General features: G+C 37.8%; 20 protein-coding genes, 1 pseudogene and 1 riboswitch. Of the genes and pseudogenes, 11 read left to right on the top strand and 10 right to left on the bottom strand.

The genetic code is table 11. The annotated features are described in order from the left end of the window. From BMX40_RS20365 to BMX40_RS14855, 3 genes and pseudogenes are all read left to right on the top strand, one after another. On the top strand, positions 1-313 hold a 313-nt coding region (locus tag BMX40_RS20365), incomplete at its 5' end, for a hypothetical protein (protein ID WP_425287864.1). A 313-nt stretch (positions 314-626) separates the two neighbouring features. Next, positions 627-950: pseudogene (queF, locus tag BMX40_RS14850) on the top strand (preQ(1) synthase); the annotation flags it as partial. Between the two features lie 48 nt (positions 951-998). Further along, entirely contained in the window at positions 999-1,613 is a 615-nt protein-coding gene (locus tag BMX40_RS14855) for a queuosine precursor transporter (RefSeq protein ID WP_090871318.1), read from the top strand. A 126-nt stretch (positions 1,614-1,739) separates the two neighbouring features. Here BMX40_RS14855 and corA read toward each other — a convergent pair whose 3' ends face one another. Further along, positions 1,740-2,606, bottom strand: coding sequence for a magnesium/cobalt transporter CorA (corA, locus tag BMX40_RS14860; protein ID WP_090871320.1), 867 nt, complete (start codon positions 2,604-2,606; stop codon positions 1,740-1,742). A 171-nt stretch (positions 2,607-2,777) separates the two neighbouring features. Between corA and BMX40_RS14865 the strand changes: the two genes are divergently transcribed. Then, positions 2,778-4,088: a serine hydrolase domain-containing protein gene (locus BMX40_RS14865; RefSeq protein ID WP_090871322.1), complete on the top strand. Its 1,311-nt coding sequence runs from the start codon at positions 2,778-2,780 to the stop codon at positions 4,086-4,088. 105 nt (positions 4,089-4,193) lie between these two features. Beyond that, positions 4,194-5,363 (top strand): tryptophan synthase subunit beta, encoded by a 1,170-nt coding sequence (gene trpB / locus BMX40_RS14870; protein WP_090871324.1) that lies wholly within the window; start codon positions 4,194-4,196, stop codon positions 5,361-5,363. Between the two features lie 42 nt (positions 5,364-5,405). Here trpB and BMX40_RS14875 read toward each other — a convergent pair whose 3' ends face one another. Further along, on the bottom strand, positions 5,406-6,278 hold the full coding sequence (locus tag BMX40_RS14875; protein WP_090871327.1) for a superoxide dismutase: 873 nt from the start codon (positions 6,276-6,278) through the stop codon (positions 5,406-5,408). Between the two features lie 225 nt (positions 6,279-6,503). Between BMX40_RS14875 and BMX40_RS14880 the strand changes: the two genes are divergently transcribed. After that, entirely contained in the window at positions 6,504-6,812 is a 309-nt protein-coding gene (locus BMX40_RS14880; protein WP_090871329.1) for a hypothetical protein, read from the top strand. 80 nt (positions 6,813-6,892) lie between these two features. Here the strand turns inward: BMX40_RS14880 and BMX40_RS14885 are convergent, their stop codons facing one another. Then, positions 6,893-7,363, bottom strand: coding sequence for a YndM family protein (locus BMX40_RS14885; protein ID WP_090871331.1), 471 nt, complete (start codon positions 7,361-7,363; stop codon positions 6,893-6,895). A 190-nt stretch (positions 7,364-7,553) separates the two neighbouring features. Here BMX40_RS14885 and cyoE point away from each other — a divergent pair, with 190 nt between their 5' ends. Next, positions 7,554-8,474, top strand: a complete 921-nt coding sequence (cyoE, locus tag BMX40_RS14890) for a heme o synthase (RefSeq protein WP_244513591.1) — start codon at positions 7,554-7,556, stop codon at positions 8,472-8,474. Positions 8,475-8,494: 20 nt separating this feature from the next. Then, positions 8,495-8,755: a YciI family protein gene (locus BMX40_RS14895; RefSeq protein WP_090871332.1), complete on the top strand. Its 261-nt coding sequence runs from the start codon at positions 8,495-8,497 to the stop codon at positions 8,753-8,755. Between the two features lie 114 nt (positions 8,756-8,869). Here BMX40_RS14895 and BMX40_RS14900 read toward each other — a convergent pair whose 3' ends face one another. Beyond that, positions 8,870-9,352, bottom strand: coding sequence for an SRPBCC family protein (locus BMX40_RS14900; protein ID WP_090871334.1), 483 nt, complete (start codon positions 9,350-9,352; stop codon positions 8,870-8,872). Positions 9,353-9,575: 223 nt separating this feature from the next. Here BMX40_RS14900 and BMX40_RS14905 point away from each other — a divergent pair, with 223 nt between their 5' ends. Together BMX40_RS14905 and BMX40_RS20370 are read left to right on the top strand one after the other, a co-directional pair. Next, entirely contained in the window at positions 9,576-10,955 is a 1,380-nt protein-coding gene (locus tag BMX40_RS14905; RefSeq protein WP_090871336.1) for a leucyl aminopeptidase family protein, read from the top strand. Between the two features lie 237 nt (positions 10,956-11,192). Next, the gene (locus tag BMX40_RS20370) at positions 11,193-11,432 is read left to right on the top strand and encodes a hypothetical protein (protein ID WP_090871338.1); all 240 of its coding nucleotides are present in this window, start codon (positions 11,193-11,195) and stop codon (positions 11,430-11,432) included. 153 nt (positions 11,433-11,585) lie between these two features. Here BMX40_RS20370 and BMX40_RS14915 read toward each other — a convergent pair whose 3' ends face one another. Further along, on the bottom strand, positions 11,586-12,455 hold the full coding sequence (locus tag BMX40_RS14915; RefSeq protein ID WP_090871339.1) for a Cof-type HAD-IIB family hydrolase: 870 nt from the start codon (positions 12,453-12,455) through the stop codon (positions 11,586-11,588). 78 nt (positions 12,456-12,533) lie between these two features. Next, positions 12,534-12,842 carry a hypothetical protein gene (locus tag BMX40_RS14920; RefSeq protein ID WP_090871341.1) on the bottom strand — a complete coding sequence of 103 codons (309 nt, stop codon included), beginning with the start codon at positions 12,840-12,842 and terminating at the stop codon, positions 12,534-12,536. A gap of 128 nt (positions 12,843-12,970) precedes the next feature. Here BMX40_RS14920 and BMX40_RS14925 point away from each other — a divergent pair, with 128 nt between their 5' ends. Beyond that, the gene (locus BMX40_RS14925; protein ID WP_090871343.1) at positions 12,971-13,438 is read left to right on the top strand and encodes a hypothetical protein; all 468 of its coding nucleotides are present in this window, start codon (positions 12,971-12,973) and stop codon (positions 13,436-13,438) included. 77 nt (positions 13,439-13,515) lie between these two features. Here BMX40_RS14925 and BMX40_RS14930 read toward each other — a convergent pair whose 3' ends face one another. The 4 genes from BMX40_RS14930 to BMX40_RS14945 form a co-directional block, all read right to left on the bottom strand. Beyond that, positions 13,516-14,661, bottom strand: coding sequence for an acyl-CoA dehydrogenase family protein (locus BMX40_RS14930; RefSeq protein WP_090871346.1), 1,146 nt, complete (start codon positions 14,659-14,661; stop codon positions 13,516-13,518). Positions 14,662-15,331: 670 nt separating this feature from the next. Then, a complete protein-coding gene (locus tag BMX40_RS14935; protein WP_090871348.1) occupies positions 15,332-16,882 on the bottom strand; it encodes a Na+/H+ antiporter NhaC family protein in 1,551 nt (516 codons plus the stop codon). Positions 16,883-17,062: 180 nt separating this feature from the next. Beyond that, positions 17,063-18,523, bottom strand: coding sequence for an alanine/glycine:cation symporter family protein (locus BMX40_RS14940; protein WP_090871350.1), 1,461 nt, complete (start codon positions 18,521-18,523; stop codon positions 17,063-17,065). Further along, complete coding sequence (locus tag BMX40_RS14945) at positions 18,508-20,133, bottom strand: amidohydrolase (RefSeq protein ID WP_090871352.1); 1,626 nt, start codon at positions 20,131-20,133, stop codon at positions 18,508-18,510. The genes BMX40_RS14940 and BMX40_RS14945 overlap by 16 nt, the downstream gene beginning before the upstream one ends. 151 nt (positions 20,134-20,284) lie before the next feature. Then, positions 20,285-20,462: riboswitch (Lysine riboswitch) on the bottom strand. Positions 20,463-20,515: the final 53 nt, after the last annotated feature.

Here is a 20,515-nt window from a genome sequence, read left to right on the forward strand (position 1 = left end):
CGATATCGAGTCCGCTGAAAAAGAATTAGCTAAATTAGACGGAGAGTTAGTAAGAGCATCTGATGAACCAATTAAGGTGAGTGCAGGATATTTTTATTTTGGATCCGACATTGAACCAGGGCGGTATAAGATAACAGCACAAGAGGGGCATCGAGGTAATGTGTTTATAAGAGAGGAAGGGAAAAGGGGAAGTTATGTAGGAGAAACATTTGGAGATGGAAGCAGAGGTTCTACTGTTGATTTCGTTTTTGAAAGTAAAGCAGGGGATGAAATAGAAGCAACGATTCCGGTCTACCTTTATCCTGTTGAATAGAAAAAGGCCCCTTCTCTAATTTTTTAATAATACGATCAATAATATATTAAAAACTCCAACCGTTTTTAAATAGGAATAAATTCATTGATCGCAATCTGACCACTTTTTAATTATAAATAAGTATAAAAATGTATAAATTTTTAACTGTTCTAAAGATGAAAAGCCAATTATAATAAGGTAATTGAAATTTTTCACATAAATTTATAGGTTGATAGTGTATGGGAAGAATTAAAGAAAACACAATAGTATAAAATGAATGAAAAGCACCCTCATCCATGAAGTATTAAGGGTGCTTTTATTGTCTATTATATAAACAGGTCAGCCTGACTTTGGAACCGTCTATATAAGTTATATACCAGATGAAAAAATGGTAGAAAGTAAGTCTTTGAAATTGTATTTGTTCAGCTTCCGAAACCATGGAGATTTCCATGAAGATAGTATGAACATTATCATGAATGATTTAATCGAATTAATGGATCCACGCTATATCGAAGTTTGGGGGAAATTTACTCCACGTGGAGGCATTTCCATCGATCCATATTGTAATTACGGAAAGCCAGGCACCAAGTATGAACAGATGGCAGATCACCGTATGATGAACCATGATATGTATCCAGAAAAAATCGATAATCGCTAAAATTTGAGGGTTAGCTTTGTTCCTTTTCTAGAACAAAGGGAGATTACAATGTTTGTCTATTTAAATGCATTATTTGTAGGGCTATTGCTCATTGCAAATATATTAGGTGTAAAGTTGTTTAGTGTCGGGGAATTTATTTTACCTGCAGCGGTAATTGTATATGTTGTTACTTATTTGATTACCGATGTGATAGGAGAGCTTTATGGTAAAGAAGCAGCCCGTAAGACGGTTCAAGCTGGTTTTATTACCCAAGTTGTTGCACTGATTTTTATTTTTATAGCAATTCAACTACCAGCTGCCCCTGTTTTTGAATCCCAAGCTCAGTTTGAGGAAATTCTAGGTGGAAGCTTTCGTGTTATACTAGCTAGTCTATTGTCTTACCTAGCCAGTCAAAACTTGGACGTATCCATCTTTCATCGATTGAAAGCAAAACATGGTGAGCAGAAATTATGGTTGCGGAACAATTTATCAACCATGACAAGTCAGCTAATTGATACAACGATTTTTATAACCATTGCTTTTTGGGGGACTGTTCCAACAGGAGTTTTACTTGGAATGATAGCAACTCAATATGTAGCAAAATTGTTGATCGCACTAATTGATACGCCGATTGCTTATTTGCTCGTTAAAATTGGTAAGAAATCATTAAGTAAAGAAGCGTAAAATGCACTTTATAATAGCAGGTGGGAAAAGCATTCCCCTCTGCTATTTTATTTTTTATTATTTTTTTGGTTTCAAGAAAAAAGGGGTCAAGAACAATAGTAGGATTTGTGGAAATCCCCTCTATGTCTACCAAAACCAACCTTTCTTCTTGAAAAATAGTATCATCCCATAAATCCCTGCGATAAAGGTTAGTGGACTAAAGATGGAAGTAATGACGGTTAAGATTTGAATCACTTTATTTTGCTGATAGGAGTTAATCGAAATAAAATTGTTTCGAATATCATTGGTAATTTCTCGGTTGGAATTAATCATTTCAGATATCTTTAATAAGTGATCATAAATATCGATAAAATACTCTTTATGCTGTAATACTTCTTCTAAATGATGCGAGTTAATAATGCGATACAATAAATCGCGGATTGGATTTATTGTATGACGTAAATCTAGTAATTGATGACGAAGATCAAACAGACGGTCCAATAAAACTTCCATTGATTTGTTTTCCGGATTATCTTCCACTTCTTTGATCGCATCCTCTATCTCATGGATAACTGGGAAAAATTTATCAACAATCTTATCTAGTATTTCATAAAATACACGGTATATATCCCAATTTCTTATTGATTCTGTTTGTAACAATTCATTCCATACATAGTTTACTTCATGTAAATCTTCGTAGTGAAAGGTGACAATAAAGTTTTCCCCAATGAAAAAATTAACCTCATGCTCATTAAACTCTTCACTACCAATTGTATGTGTCACTACATAATAAAAATCATCATAAAAGTCTAATTTTGGTCGTTGTAAGCTATTAATACAATCTTCTATTGCCAGTGGATGGAATCGTAATTGCTTCTTCAATAGTTCTATTTCTTGATTCGTCGGTTTGTTAAAGTCTATCCAGTACCAGGAGAAATCATCCGGGTGAAAATCTTCCAATAAACTAGTTGTAATTGGTTTGTTGTCTGAAGTAACTGCCATGATTTGAATCATGATTATGCTCCTTTTTTTACGTATGCATAGGTTGAACGGAATTCATTTCATTTATGCAGTTATTTAAAAGGGAGCTTTTGCGTAAAACGGCTTATTTCGTTTTCTAAATAATTTGAACATAGGTATAGTACATCTGATATACTAAAATCACTAGAAAAAAGAGGTGATCGGATGGGTTGGGGAATTTTTGAAGAGAAATTGTACAAACGTATGGAAAAAGAGCATATTCCGGGCGCAGCCATTGCGGTTAGTAGGAATGGAAAAATTATCTATGAAAAAGGATTTGGCGTACAAAATATGGACTCAAAGGAAGCAGTAAATACGGATACGATTTTTGGGATAGCTTCTGTAACCAAATCATTTACAGCACTAACCGTATTAAAATTAGCTGAGGAAGGCTATTTGAATCTCGAGGATCCAGTAGTACAGCATATACCGGCTTTTCAAATTTCAGGTATTGAACCAATTGAAGCGGTGAAGGTTCATCATCTATTGACCCACACAACAGGACTTGCTCCGATGGAACGAAAAGAAGAGATTCAGAAACTAGCGGAACATGTTGCCTATATTGCAAATGGAGACCATCCGTTACTAGGAGATCCCGGTGATTATTTCAGTTATTGTAATGATACATTTTTATTACTCGGTGCGATCATTGAAAAGTATACAGGAAAATTATATCGAAGAGCGATAACGGAAAAATTATTAAATCCATTACATATGAACCGTTCCACGTTTAGTTTGGAAGAATTAGAAAAAATGGATAACGTATCAACACCTTACATTTATGATGAACAGGATCGCGTTTATGTGAAGCAGGAATGGCCGACACTTGGAAATTATGAAGTCGGTGGAGGTATTCGTTCGAATGTAAGAGACCTATTAAGATACGCGACAATATATACTGATCAAGGAAAGCTGGAGGGGAACCAATATATCTCGCACCATCAACTAGAGAAAATGTGGCAGCAGCATGTTCCAATAAGCGATGATTCCTATTACGGATATGCATTTAAAGTAACCCCCAACTATCATGGGGTAACCCTTGTGGAGCATGGCGGTGGGCAACCAGGCGTGTCTTCCAATTTTGGGTTTATACCAGAAGAAGGACTAGCAGTAGCTGTTTTAACAAATGTGTCAAGTGCTTCTGCAGACGAAATATGGCTTGAGGCTGTACATGTAGCTATGGGACTACCTACTGATGACGTAAAAGCGAGCAAGACAGTTATAGAATTATCCTCTGAAAGCCTTCAAGACTTCGTTGGTGTCTACGCATCTAGAGAAGGAACATCGGTAGAGATTGAGATTAGGGGGCAGGAGTTAGTTGCTAGACTAGAAAATAAATTCTATGCCTTAAGAGCCATTAGTAAGGATACATTATACATTTCCGAGCTTAATCGACCAATACGCTTTTATTTTGCGGAAGACCAAGACGCCTGGGCTATATTTTTCGGGATGCGAATGCTGCCTCGGGTTAAATAAGGGATTTGTAGGATTTTCGAGGCTTGAAAAATTCTTTGAAACTGGTAAAATAGCAACAAGCATTCTAGAGAGGATGCTAAAATTTAATAGGAGCTGAGTTTAGAGATGTTGAGAGAGCAGAGTGTAGTTGAGAATGGTTTTTTCGGTGAGTTTGGAGGAAGCTATATTCCAGAAGCCTTACAAAAGGTATTAGCTGAATTAGCAGATGCGTTTGATACGTATAAGGATGACCCTGAGTTTCAGGAAGATTTTCGCTTTTATCTACGTGAATATGTAGGAAGGGAAAACCCTCTAACTTTTGCGAAAAACCTAACGGAAAAACAAGGTGGAGCAAAAATTTATTTGAAACGAGAAGACCTTAACCATACGGGAGCACATAAGATTAATAATGTGATTGGTCAAATATTATTGGCCAAAAGAATGGGAGCAACCCGCATTATTGCAGAAACTGGTGCGGGGCAACATGGAGTTGCAACTGCTACTGCTTGTGCAATGTTTGATATTCCATGTACGATTTATATGGGAAAATTAGATACGGAAAGACAGGCGTTAAATGTATTTCGGATGGAATTGCTCGGTGCAAAAGTTGTTGCGGTTGAAAGTGGTCAAGGTAGGTTGAAAGATGCCGTTGATTCGGCTTTAAATGATCTGGTAGAAAACTATGATCATACGTTTTACTTGCTTGGATCAGCAGTTGGGCCACATCCATATCCAACAATTGTAAAGCATTTTCAGGCTGTTATTAGCGAAGAATCAAAACGTCAGGTCTTAGAAAAAGAAGGTAAATTGCCCGCCGCAGTTGTTGCATGTGTTGGTGGGGGGAGTAACGCAATTGGTGCGTTCGCCCATTATATTGATGAACCAGAAGTGCGGCTAGTTGGTGCCGAACCAGCCGAAGCACCGACGATGACGGAAGGAGTTTCAGCTGTCATTCATGGCTTTAAGTGTTTAACTCTATTGGATGAAAATGGTGAGCCACAGCCGACTTATTCGATCGCAGCTGGACTTGATTATCCAGGAGTTGGCCCAGAGCATAGTCATTTGAAAACCATCGGCCGCGCCGAATATGTTACGGTTTCCGGAGAAGAAGCATTAGATGCTTTTCAAGAGCTTTCCAAAACAGAAGGGATTATCCCAGCTCTAGAGAGTTCTCACGCTGTAGCAGAGGCAATGAAACTGGCAAAAACACTTTCCAAAGATGATGTGATTATCGTTAACCTCTCGGGTAGAGGGGATAAGGACGTGAATCAAGTCTTTGAAAAGCTGAATAAATAATGTTAAAATCCTCATCTTCTATTTAGATGAGGATTTTCTTTGTTAATACAATTTCCACTTCAATTTTTTCGCTTCCATAAATCGTTTGTTTACGTTATCCCAATTGACAACATTCCACCAATTTTTTACGTAGGAGGCTTTGTCATTTTTATATTGCAGGTAATAGGCATGCTCCCAAACATCTAATACGAGTAGCGGGATGGTGTCGGGGACCTGAAATAGTTGGTGTTTTTCAAATGATTGGATTCCCAATTTCCCGCTTCTTGGTGCCCAAAACAATACAGCCCAACCATTCCCTTCAACAGAGTTTGCCACATCGGAAAACAACTCCTTAAATTTCTTCCAGCTTCCAAAATCCTTTTCTAGTTGTCCAAGAATTTCTCCAGAGGGTCTCTTTGTTGAGTTTGGCGTCATGTTATCCCAGAAAATCGTGTGCAAATAATGGCCGGAACCATTAAATGCTTGTTCTCGTAACCAATGTTTGATTGGGGCTTTAGATTCTTTTGCTGTGTATAATGCTTTTTCTGCCTTATTTAATCCATCCACATAGGATTGGTGGTGTCGATCATGGTGGAGCCGCATAATTTCTTCGTTAATATAAGGTTCTAACGCATCATAATCGTATGGGAGTGGAGGTAGTTTATGTTCACCATATGAAATGCTTGTTATATCATTTGCTTTCTTTCCTTTAATGTCGGATAGAATTCGCTCGCCTTCACTTTGGATACGGTGCATTTCCTCCGAATTATCTTCATTCTTATCAAGCTTATCTTTAATCGTAAGTTGCCAGCTATTAATTTGCTCAATCCATCGTTGCAAATCCGTTTCTGGTACATCGTGTTGCGTTAATGTGTCTTTCATTTGTTCTCCCCATGCAATTAAACTTTCCAAATAGCTTTGTTTATTTGTATCCATAGAATCACCTCGTTGTAGCATATGCCTAGATTTGGAAACAGTGCCTGTAACGTTAGACGAACATGTCATGTATAAAATGGATTTGGTAAGGAAAAATTAAACTAGTGATGGGTTCATTGCATTAAAATCGCTGATTAATGTTCAGCGTCTAATCTACTGTGATAGGAATACCTTGATGTACGAAAACAAAAAAGTGTGGTGATTGTCTAAATGAGGAAGCTAATAATGACTATGGCAGTACTATTAACCATCCTGCCAATTTCGGTTAAAGATGCAGAGGCTTCTGCGAGTAAGTTGGAATTTGATACCGTAGCAACGGAACATAACTGGAAAGAATATAGTACCGATTATGAAGAAATAGAAGTAGGTACACACGAGTATACATATTGGAAAAATTTTATCCGACACAAACGTACATGCACCATCACTCATCGAATTAAAACAGTTGTATACTATTGTGAAGATCATGATCATACAAAGTCAGAGACGTTTCTAGAAGAAGTCATTCACAGTGGAAATCATAAACATGACTAAAAAAGGAAGGGGAAATTCCCTTCCTTTTTAACGTTTAAAAGTATCTTCCTCTTATCATCTAAATAAAGTTTTCGTTAATTTTAGTAATATCCATTGAAGTCGTTGCGATCATTGCGCTTTGATTTTTTGTTAATATCTTGGGCATCTGTTTCTTCAGCAAATTCTGTTTGTAGACGATCGGTAGCAATCGGTTGCTCTCGTTTTCCTCCCTCTGTTTGATTTTGGAGATAGGCATGAATAAGTGGCTCGGCACAAGTTAAGAAAAAGGCAGCCATTAATGATGTTGAGATAATAGGCGTTTCAAATGTTACTAAAAAGCTTCCTAATAACCACAGGGTAAGAAAAGCTAGTGGGAAATCTGCTATCGTTGCCACCACATTTCCATACCTAGGAAGGATCAAACGGTCTCCAATAAAATAAGAAATGGCAGTTAACAATATACTAACCCATAGAAGGTCACTCAGTGATGCGTTTCCAAATATTCCAAAGATCGAATAGACAACAATAATGCTAACAATCAATTTAATGCCAATGGTCTTTGTGTGAAACATACTATAATACACCCTTTTCTGCTGATTTTTCTATAGTATTTGCAAGGTGAACGAAAATATTTGCTTTAATGATCCGTACCGTTGAAAAATAAGGAGAAAAAATTCTGCAACGTGGCACAACCCTGAATTCATAAATGGTTCAATTATGGTAAACTTAGTTAAGAGTTAGTTGATAGTGGGGGGGACAATAGTGAATAAATCCACTTTGAAAAGGACCCTAAAGGGGAAAGAATCAAATGAAAAACGTAGGAAAAATATCGTGAAGGACCTCAAATCTCTTTTTAAGGCTGGTGTCCTCCTGGCTAATGTGTTGCCCGTATTGACTGGATTTTGTCTAGCACTATATTTTGCAGAGGAACCGTTTGGAGCACATTGGATAACCTTTATTCTTACGATATCAGGTAGTACGTTTGTCATGGCTGGTGCGCTACTACTTAATAATTGGTACGATGCCGATATTGACGCTGTTATGGAACGTACCAAAGGAAGACCAACTGTTACGGGAAGTATATCTTTACGTGTGGTCTTTACATTGGGGATCATACTAAGTGCAGTTGGTGTGCTATTGTTGCTTTTTACCACGATAGAAGCAACGGTATATGCTGTTATTGGTTGGATTACTTATGTCATTTTTTATACAATGTGGTCTAAAAGAAGATATACCTTTAATACGATTATTGGTAGTGTTTCAGGAGCTGTTACTCCTCTAATAGGGTGGGCAGTAATTGATTCCGCAATGCATCCCGTGCCATTTGTCTTATTTATGATATTATTTATTTTTCAAATGCCTCATACGTATGTGATTGCGATTCGGAAATTCGAGGAATACAAAGCTGCTGGAGTAAAGATGTTGCCTGTTGTCCGTGGCCTACGTGTCACCAAATGGCATACGTTTATCTACATTTTCCTATTAATCCCATTGCCATTTTTTATTGGCGAGTTAGGGATTTGGTTTATGATGATTACAACCATAGTTAATGTCGGGTGGCTTTTATTATCTATCCGTGGGTTCTTTGTGAGCGATGATTTGCGGTGGGCTAACCAAATGTTTCGCTATTCGGTTTACTACTTAATGATTACTTTTCTAACAGCAATATTGGTTACATTTTAAGTGATAAGGGAGGAAAAATAATGAAATACTATGCAGTGTTATTACCGATGAAAGATGAAGAGAAAAGCAAACAGTATCGACAGGATCATATTGATTATTTAAATGAAAAAGCAGATGCTGGGTTTATTTTTGCCAAGGGTAGGTTCACAGATGGGGCAGGTGGCCTAGTGATATACCAAGTAGATGAATTTTCACAGGTTGAAGAACTAGTCAAACAAGACCCCTATGTAGTTCAAGGTGCTAGAAGCTTCGAGATTCATGAATGGGAAATGAAACGATAAGTAACTTTAATCGGAGAATCTCACCCAATTCCAATTCCGTTCGGCAGTATGCTCTATTCACAGAAGAAAACCAAAAAAAGATCCTATTATGCCTCATGCATAATAGGATCTTTTTTATCTGCTATAAACGGTTTCACCTTGACGTTGGATGAATTGATCTGTTTCCTCAATTTTATTGGCAACATTTTCGGTTAAACTTTTCGTCATCTTAGGTATCATTGTCTTTAATACTTTATTAACCATAGGTGCCATCATCCCTTTAGCAGCTATGGATAAGTTACTAGACATAGTAGTTTGATTATCATCTACTGATTCCGCCAAGAAATAACCGTTTCCTTTTACATTTTCGTTTATACCAGTCAAAATAAAGGATACTTTTGATGGTGCTTCCCACTCGGTAATATCGATTCGCATGTGAATGGTTTTTTGCATGATTCCAATGTCGCCTTTGAATTTCCAAGTTGATTGTTTATCCGTTACGATTTCGTGGTCCATATACCCTGGAACAAGAGGTGCCCAATTGTTCATATCACTAACGAACTCCCATACCCTCCAAATAGGTGTCTCCAATTTACGATGATGTTTTCCATTTGGCATATGTAAATACCTCCAATGTATTTTTATACCGTAAAGAAACGGTTTTTTATGCCTTCCTAAGCTTTATTTCACAAAGCTCCCAAAAAAGGGAGTGATTTTTTTAATCACTTTAAAAGCATATTCACGGGACAACGATTATATGAACAAAAAATACACGAAAAAGCAGGGAATTTTACTTCGTGTGGCGAAATAAATAAAAGTACAATTAAAGGAGGAATCATTGATGACGAACCAAGTGAACATTATTTTTGAAAATGATGAGAAAATAAGCTCCAATCAACAGTTGCAAGAATTCGTAGAAAATACACCTGCTACATATGCAATTTCATGGGTTGAACAGGAATTATCTATTGTTGTTAAGAAGGGAACAGAGTCGTTAGAAAACATTAGAATGACAGCAGGAGCGATTGCTCGAGACGTAATGAATCGAAAAGTAGACCAGGTATTCGTGGATGCGAATAATCTTATACAATTTTATTCAGCGTTAGAAGATGGACAGGTAGTGACTGCGTTTGTGGAAGGTTGGAATTTAGGTACCTATCAATTTACTCGTTATAAAAGTGAAGAAGTTCGACTGGCGCCAGAGTTAAACATCTTGAACGATGAACCGTATGCTGCATATGTACAAGCAGGGAATAATCGTGCAGAAGCAACTGCCTTTTCGCGGGATTTAATGAATGAGATTCCAAGTACCTTAAATCCAGAATCCTTTCCAGAAGTATTATTAAACGAATTTAAAGACACAAATGTAGAAATAAATGTCCTCCATAAATCGGAACTAGAAAAGCAGGGAATGCACGGTGTGCTAACGGTAGGAAGAGGAAGTAAATACGAACCATCCTTTGTAGAACTTACATATTGTAGCGACGACTCGAAACCGTTAGTTGCCCTTGTTGGAAAAGGGGTTACCTTTGACACAGGTGGTATTAGTTTGAAAAAGGGGAAGGATATTAGTAGCATGCGAATGGATATGGGCGGAGCAGCTGCGGTTGCTGGGGCAATGAAGCTATTAGAAGCTTCCGCTGCTAAGGCCAATGTTGTTGCCTTTATCCCAATTGTAGAGAATATGCCAGACAGTAATGCAGTATTACCTGGTGAGGTTATCCATTATAAAAATGGCTCAACAGTTCAAGTTGGCAACACAGATGCAGAAGGAAGATTAATATTAGCTGATGGTTTAATTCGAGCTGGAGAAATAAAAGCGGAGTATGTAGTAGATATTGCAACCTTAACTGGATCAATTATGAATGCGCTCGGTACGAAATTGGCAGGTGTGTTTGGTGACGAGGAGCTTGCAATGGAAATGAAAAGAATCGGAGAGCAAAATGGTGATTTCAATTGGCCTATGCCGTTAGTAGATGCGTACGATCAATATTTGAATAGTGATTTTGCTGACTTCAGTAATACGAGTTCAAAGGCAGAAGCTGGTTCTATTACGGCCAGTCTTTTCCTACGCCGTTTTGTACCAAAGACTGCTAAGTGGCTCCATGTTGATATGGCTGGGGTTATGATGAGTCAGGAGAAAGGATATTATACCAAAGCTGCTACTGGGTTTGGTGCTAGATTGTTAGCTGATTATACGGAATATATTTCTCGACCGTAAGAATTTGTGTTCAGTAGATTAAGCTTTATATGCCGCATGAAATCTGATGAAAAGATCAGTATTTCATGCGGTTTTCTATTCAGAATGGGAAGTAAGATAATTCTAATATCGCTTATTGGATCGATGTCGAAATTTGGCGATCGATTGTATAATTTTTCATTTTAAGGCGAAATATAAATACTATTTTTTAAAAATAAGGATAATTATGGGGGGAATATTTATTTCTGTATTAAATTTATGTCGAAAATTAGAGAAATAAAGAAAAATGCCGAGTGGCGGGGGTTGGAATTACATGGTATAACTAAAGCGAACGTTAAACAAGGAGGGCTAAAATTGAATGAATCTGATCGATTGATCCATGAATTAAAACGGAAGGTTGAACAACATGAAAATACTATTGTTCAATTACTTGAAATAATCGCAGCCACAAATTGTCGGATCGCTGAGTTAACTAGTAAACGTTCTTTGGAAGGGTAATGTTGCTACATCTTGTGATTCATCTCCCCATTAATCTTGAGAAATCCCCTGTTTATCCTCAAAGTCAGAAGTAGGCTATCCTCAGCCTACTTCTCCCCCTAAAACAAAGAAAGCCAAATTTTTAACCCCGGCTTTCTTTGTTTTAGAATTTTATTAGGATAAATTTACTTCTTTTAGCATTTCTTCAATGGCATATGCAACACCGTTTTGCTTGTTTTCTTTTGTAATAAAATCACATTGCTGTTTGATACCTTCTTCTGCATTCCCCATAGCAACGCCACGTCCGGCTAAGGTTAACATACTAAGGTCATTATAATTATCACCTAGTGCCATCACGTCCTGCATAGAAATATTTTGTGATTCAGCAAATAATGATAATGCAATCCCTTTTTGAGCTTGTGGATCATTGAATTCTAAATTTATGCTACCAGAAGAAGTGATTTTCACGGACGAATGATCAGTGAACGTTTCTCGAACCTTCTGAAGCGTGCTGTTATCAAGGGAAAAAGCCAATATTTTGTAAATGTTTATATTCTTATCCTTGAATAGCTCATCATAATTTGAAATAAATTGGACTTCTTCATCCTGAAAACGCTGTTCGACAGCAAGTTCTATCTCTTCTTTGGAGATGGTAGGGTGAGCAGTCATCATAATATCCATTATTACTTGTTTAAAGTCATCTCTACTGAGCGAAAAAATCCCTTTATTCGTAAACACTTCAAAATACATGTTTTCTTCTTCACATACGGTTTGAATTTTTTTGCAAATCGAGCGATCCATAGGAATATCCCTAATCAGCTCTTTCTCTTTTGTATAGGTGTTTGCTCCATTCAAGGAAATAATAGGTAGCGACAATCCAACTTCTTGTATTGGCTTATTCGCTGCATCATAGGATCTACCTGTTGCAACGACAACCTGTATTCCCATATCTAAAGCCTTTCGAATAGCTTGTGCATTTTCCAAACTTACATTTCCTTTTTCATTTAGTAACGTACCATCTAAATCCGTTGCAATTAGTTTCATATTTATTCTCCTGACATATCATATTTCATCTCTAACTGTATCATATTTTCAAGCGGATCAAATGGAAAAGATACTAAATTAGTCGATCGAATTGGATGCTTCGTCTAGTTGGGAAGCATTTATCATTAGAAAAATAGCAGAAATCGCATGCATTATCATTCCAACAATTGGGATCCAACCGATACAGGATGTAATGATTCCAAGTATGCTACCCGCAGTTTTACCTCCATCTTTGTTTGTTAATACGAGTGTAATAATGTGTAGAATTAACATGACAAGTAGAGGGGTCCAAAATAAACTAATGATAAATGCTCCACCCAAAAATGGGATGGCGAGAAATGCTTCAAGACCACCTGTTATCCATTTTAAAATTCGCGATGTTGACATAACGACTCTCCTAACTTCTTCAAAATTATCTACCTATAGCATATGTTTAAAGGGAAAATTTTACAACCTTAATATTTAGGTTAATTGTTGAATATATATAGTACAAACTCTTGGTTAGGAAGGTTTCTATGAGAAATAGAGGAGTTAGAGGGATTCATATAATTATATTATCATCGATACTAGCATGTATGATCATTGTGATTTTTGTGTTTTTTACCTTCTTTTATCCAGAAAATCGTGCGGAGGAAGTGGTTGAGAAGTTTTATGATTATGAAATAAACGGTTTATTTTCCGAGTCATGGGAATTGTTCCATCCTTTGATGAAGGAAAAGATTCCTAAAGGAGAATATATACAAGAGCGTGCTGGATTTTTAGTGAATCATCTAGAAGTTACTACATCTAACTATTCAATTGAAGATACAAAGAAACTAGAAAACTGGCAAATGGAAGCGGGAGCAGAGGGAATACCAGAAGTATTTAAAGTACTTGTTTCACAAGAATTTAATGGAAAGTATGGAAAAGTAACAATCAAACAAAATGTCTATGTAACAGATGTTGATGGTGAGTGGAAAATATTATGGGATTATAAGGAGTAAAGGCCAATGTTGTTGCTAGTGCAAAGCATGTTTGTTTAGATAATAATTAGTGGGGAGAGTCCCCCACTAATTAAGATTTACTTCATTGCTTGATCTGCAAGCTGCATGATGGTCATGTCATCCATTGGTGGGTTATGAAGCCCAGCACGAACATCTCGGTAATACCGTTGAAGTGGATTTTTCTCCGATAAACTTCTAGCTCCAACAATACGCATGGCTAAATCTACAATTTGTACTGCTTGATTCACAATCGACAATTTAACAGCACCGAGTTCAGTTTTCATGGATTGTCGTGTTGCATCGTCACTCTCATCCCATTTTTTTGCTACGCTATAAAGAAAGGAATCATTTTGCATGGTCATTAATTCCATTTCACCAATTTTTTGCTTTACATTAGGTAATTCGGCAATGGTACCTTGGATACTATTTGGTGAGTAGGAGGTAGCAAAGTTAATGGCATAGTCTTTAGCAGCTTTAGCGATCCCATTATAGCAAGCTGGAATGTGTAATAGCCACCCAGCTGCCATCGCTCCTTTAGGTGTGCTGTATTCCACTAAATCATCAGCCTCGACCTGAACATGATCCAATACTAGGTCGTGACTACCTGTTGCTTTCATAGCAATTGAATCCCATGTTTCCTCGACATGTACTCCATTTAATTCTCGCTTCACTAAGAAGTTTCCAACTTCATCCGTTCCGTCAATACTTGCACGAACAACAATATAATCTAGTATGGGAGCAAGAGTGGTAAAAGTTTTTCTTCCATTTATAACCCATTTTCCATCCACCTTTGTTGCTGTAGTTTCTGGTTTCCCGCCTCGTGTAGGACTACCTGTTGCTGGTTCAGTCGCTGCATTGTTAAGGAGTGCTCCAGTTTGCAATACATCATTTGCAAAGGACTGATATTTGTCTTTGTTCCAAATGTTATTTTCACCAAGGTGTTTGGTGATTCCCATATGCCATCCAATAGCTAAGGCCGTAGAACCATCTGCTTTAGCAATCGTTTCCTGTGCAAGGATTAACTCATACAAGCTTATCCCGACCCCACCATATTGCTCTGGAATCGTTAATGCTGGATAACCAATCTCCTTCAGATCATGAAAGTTTTCAAACGGAAAACTTCCTTCTTTGTCATGTTTATGTGCTCGTTCAGAAAATGGCTTAACTTTTTCTTCTAAAGCCTTTATTCGTTCCTGTGTTGTTTGAAGGTCCTGTAGTTTCACTATGTCATCCCCTTAATTCTAATTAACTTGATCGGAATTCTCTTTATATTATTTCATGCACGTTTGAAAAGTTCAATGAAGGTGCACAATTACGGTAAAGTTCCACTTATGCTTGGGATCGTATAGAGGAGATTGATGTGCTTCATACATTGAATGCGACATATCTAAACATGATTGTTGGGTGCATATAACTCGTTACGGAAATACATTTTACTTTCCCTCGGGTACGGGTTTAATTAAGGTAATAAAGGAATGAGGATCCACTTCGTTTTTGATGCGGATCGTGGTTCCGTTAAATGATAAAAATACCGCCCAAACCAGGTGCATGAGGATCCTCGTTCCTCTATTAGCCATAAAACAGTGGAAATTCCGCTGGAAAATGTTGAATAAAGGAATGAGGAACCAAAACCATGCTCCAAAGTACTATTTCGGCCATTTAGCGGAATGAGGATCTACCTCGCCATTGATGCGGATCGTGTGAAGCTATTTAGACCCAATATTGGTTAAGTGAATCCTGCTTTCTACCACGGGAAGATTAGTATTCCACCAGCATACTAGAATAACAATCGTTTTAGTTACGTCGCATCATACATCAAAATCGCAACAAACAAAGTAAATATGCATAAAAAAAGGAATAACAGCCTGGTTTGGCCATTATTCCTTCTTTGATTTAAGGGGTAGTATTCAGATTATCAGGTAATTCCTTCCCCCATGCTCGGTTAAATACGTAAGCAAGTAGTACAAGAACAACAGCACCAACAATTAATGCAAGTAGTGCAGATTCCGTAACGCCGGCTATTAGGAATGAAACAATACCACTTATCCCAGCAGTTACAGCAAATGGCATTTGTGTATTGACATGGTCAACATGGTCACTTGATGCCCCTGCCGATGATAGAATCGTTGTATCGGAAATTGGAGAACAATGATCCCCGAAGATTCCACCACTTAACACAGCCGCAATTGCCAAGAACATTGAAATATCCATTGTAGCAGCAAGTGGCATTGCAATAGGTACCATGATTGCAAAAGTTCCATACGAAGTACCTGTTGTATAAGCTACTAGTGCAGCAACTAAGAAAAGCAATACTGGAATGATTGCTGGTGACGTCGTTTGCTCTGCTAGATTGACAATAAATTCTGCCGTACCTAGAGCAGATGTTACACTACCGATGGACCAAGCCAATGTTAAGATAATATAAACAAGCATCATGCTTCTAAATCCTGTTACAACAAGATTAATAGATTCTTTAAAGTTAAATAACTTCTGTTGGATTCCCATAACAAGACCAACGACTACTGCAGCAAATGCAGCCATTAAAATGGATAGTCCACCATTTGACTCACCAACAGCAGTGACAAGATCGTTCTCAGGGTATCCTCCAGTCCATAACAATAATGGAGGAATAACACCAATTAGTACTATAAGTGGAACAATAAGGTTTCGCATTTTCGGTGTACCTTCAACAGTTTCTACATCTGTCATCGAGTCATCAGAAGGTGGTTCAGCGCCATCACGCATTAATTTCCCTTCCGTTCTTGCGCGGTATTCAGCGCGTGCCATTGGACCAAAATCCCAACGCTTAAAGATTACAAGTGCTACTAATAATAATGCTAGAATCGAATAAAAGTTGAATGGAATGGTTGCAAGGTAAGTCATATATTCAGAACCAGTCATATCCAATTCAACAAATTGAGCTCCAATGAGGCCCATTACAAACACTACCCACGTAGAAACAGGAGCAAGTAAACACATTGGTGCAGAGGTAGAGTCAACAATATAAGCTAACTTTTCTCTGGAAACACGCATTTTATCGGTTACCGAACGCATGACACTACCAACAGTCAACGCATTAAAGTAATCTTCGAAGAAAATAATGATACCAAATAACATGGTAGAACCTTGTGCGCCACGGTCGGTTTTTACTCGTTTTGAAATGGCATGTGCTATTGCATGTGCCCCTCCTGTTTTCTGTAGTACGGTAACTAATACACCGAATAACCCACAGTAAAGTAATACGGTCGCACTCCATTCATCTCCTAAGTTTGGTAAGATGAACTCACTAAAGCTTGCATAAATTCCCATGAATGGATTCCAATCATGGACCATTGTTGCTCCTAACCAAACGCCGGCAAATAAGGCAGGTATTACATTACGTGTTACAAGTGCTAAGATAATTGCCAACACTGGTGGAAGCAAAGAAAGTATTCCAAATTCCATTTTCCATACCCCTCTCGGTAATTTTATCAAACGTTAACGTTGATTCTTAAGATAGAATGATAATTAATACAGAACATACAAAGATGATCAACGTAACAGAATGATTCTAATAAAAATATATTTCAACATAGAAATAACTATGTCCTGCATTTTTAGAAAATAAAAAATATTAAAAATTAATTACAGCTTCTTATCTTTTTGCTTATCCTCATAGAAAAGGATCGCATTAGGATCAACTTTACCGATTCCTAGATACCTAGCTTTATAGTCTGAAAGCAATCTGAAAAATTGTTTACTTAGTAGCAATATTACAACGACATTAATAAAGGTTGGGATTGCTGAAGAGATGTCAGCAAAATACCAAACGGTTTGTCCAGGTAAACCATACGTGACTGCGTAAACTACCATTAATGTACCAGGGATCGGATATAAATACATAAACCCTTTTAACAAATTGTCTTTGATTTTAGCTTGTCTATTTTTAAATAGGTGGCGAAGTAAAATCTCATAGTATGAATACCATCCAGTAAGGGTTGTTAAGCCGAATAATAGGATAGATAGTGTAATAATGATTCTTCCAGTTTCTCCGATTCCAGCTTCAAAGGCAGAAAGTGTTAATTCTGCGCCTGATAATCCAGAAGACCACTTCCCGGTAATAATAATCGTAAATGCTGTAATCGTGCTAACAATAATGGTGTCCATAAATACTTCAAATGCACCCCAAATACCTTGTTTAACTGGATGCTTTACTTTAGCTGTGGAATGAACCATTGCCGATGTTCCCCAGCCAGCTTCATTACTGTATACGGATCGTGCCATACCCATTCGAATAACTTGGGCAACCGCTGCTCCAGCAAAGCCGCCGACAGCAGCAGTACCACCAAAAGCACCCGTAAATATTAAGGAAAAGACACTTCCGATTTCCGTAATATTGCTAAGAATAATATAAAGGCCCGCAATTAGATAAAACAGTACCATGAAAGGAACTATCTTAGAGGCTACTTTTCCGATATGTTTAATTCCGCCATATACAACGATATAAACAAGAATAGAAAAGAAAATCGAAGCAGGTATCATACCCACGTTAAATGTAGAGCTTAAAGCTTCTGAAATCGTGTAGTTCTGTAACGTAATAAAAAAAGTAGAGAAAATACCGAAACCAAATATGACAGCTGGTATCATCCAGTATTTGAAATTCTTTTCTTCACCAAGTCCTTTTTCCATGTAAAAAGTTGGTCCACCGTAAGGCTTCCCGTCGTAGTCGGTACTTCGGTAATAAACTGACAATGTTACTTCGACGGTCTTAATAATCATTCCCAGTAAAGCAGTAAGCCACATCCATAGGATAGCTCCGGGGCCACCTACGGCAATAGCAGTTGCTACACCACCAATATTAGCAACTCCAACTGAGCCACCAATTGCAGTAGTTACAGCCTCAAAAGACGTTAAGACGCCCTTGGAATCATCATTAGTATTTTTTTTCGTAAACATATTTGAAAATGTTTCTTTCAAGATATGTGGCAAATAAGCAAGCTGAAAAAATTTACTGCCGATTGTGAAATACAAGCCAACAAACACCATTGTTACGATTAGTGGAAGTCCCCATAAAAATGCGGATAGTCCTTCTAGAATGTTTCCCATAGTTGTGCTTCCTCCGCTTTTTGATAGTGAATGTCTCCACCAATAATCGTCATTTCAATAGAAGTCTGAAGTAGTTCATCAGCGTCTTCCATAGCAAATGGGTTAGCTGAATATACGGTCATATCTGCTAACTTTCCACGAGAAATCGTACCCTTTATTGTCTCTTCATTTGTTGGATAAGCTGTTAACTCGGTAAATAAACGAAATGCTTCCATCATGGAAAGTTTTTCAGTTGGATTCCATCCCTGATGGGTTTGACCTGGTGCTTTTCGAGTAACAGCTGCGTGGATTCCTAATAATGGGTTAACTGGTTCTACAGGAGCATCTGATCCACCGGCACAGATAATTCCGGCATCCATCATGGTTTTCCAGGCATAAGATAATTTAATGCGTTGATCACCAAGTCGCTCTTGAACCCATGGGAAATCTCCAACTAGGAAACGTGGCTGAATATCAGCAATTCTACTAGGTTTCGCTAGTCGTTCCACTAGGTCATTACGAAGGACCTGTGTATGGATTAATCGGTCACGATGGGCTACGGTAGGGAATTGATCCAGAACATCTAACACATTTTCTAATGCTTGGTCACCAATGGTATGGACCGCTATCGGCATGGATAATTCACGTGCGCGTCTTACAATGTCAAATAGTGTTTCCTGGTCGTACATTGCTTCACCGTAATTGCTTGGATCGTCTGCATAAGGCTCTGATAATAAGGCAGTACGTCTACCAAAGGCTCCGTCGCCGAAAATTTTCACTGCTCCAATAGTCAACGTTTCATTTCCGTATCCTGCATACATGCCAGCTTCACGTAAATCATTTAGAAACTCGTGATTAATTAATAGGTTGGAACGCAAGCCAAGACCTTCTTCATTCAACAATTCATCATAAATGCGATACGTTTGATGAAGTCCTCCTAAAAATAAGGGATCATTGGAATGAACACTTGTTAGCCCTTGTTGAATCGAAAATTCGATCGCTTTTCGCATGGCATTTTTTAGTTCAGTATAGGACTTTTCAGGAACATGCTTCGTGAAAATTTCCTTGGCAGATTCAAGAACAAGGCCAGTAGGCTTCTTCGTCACTTCATCTCGAACAATTTTTCCGCCTACAGGGATTGTCATCGAGGGATGATAATTTGAAACTTCTAATGCTTTACTATTTACAACATTGGCATGACTACAAATTCTAGAAATGAGCAATGGGTTATATGGTGCTACATGATCCAATTCTTCAATCGTTGGAATGGTCCCATCGGTAAATAGGTTCTCATCCCAACCAAATCCTAGTAACCATTCATTGGGTTTTAGGGTAGCTGCTTTTGCTTGGATTTTTTCTAGCATTTCTTGTTTGGATGTAACTCCCGTTAAGTCTAAATTCATAAACTTTTCAGCAATCATAGATAGGTGCAGGTGACTATCTACTAGACCAGGAGTAGCAGTTTTACCTTCTAGGGAGATCGTCTCACTAGTTGGCGTGGTCCAACGAAGTAACATTGATTCGGTAGAACCCATGTCTATGAAGCGACCGTTTTCCACGACAACTGCTTGGACAAGGGGATCGGAAGCATCAAAGGTGTAGATGTTTCCATTTGTATATATTTTTCTCATGGTTTACCTCTCCTTCTATACGTTAAGCTGTACAGGAAGAGAAAAACTGAATCAAGAGGGAAATGTGGTGTATAAGAGGCTTTTTTAAGCACAAAAAAACAACGACAGAAAATAACCCATCATTGTTTTACAATATACGTTATCCTCCATTTCGATCAGTAGTTCTCCATGCACAAATGCTCGCATGACAGTATGTCCTTTATTTAAAGACATCCCAGCAATAATAAGTTTGACCCCCTATTATGCTTCGGCAACAAATCCTTTCATTAACAATCATCGTTGTCATTCTCCTGTTAATTACTAATATTCATTGCACCTCTACCTCACCGATCTGATAAGGTCTCATATGAAATTTAAAATCATCTTAACAGAAACTATTCCA

Source organism: Oceanobacillus limi, from assembly GCF_900111445.1.
GTDB classification, from domain to species: domain Bacteria; phylum Bacillota; class Bacilli; order Bacillales; family Amphibacillaceae; genus Ornithinibacillus; species Ornithinibacillus limi.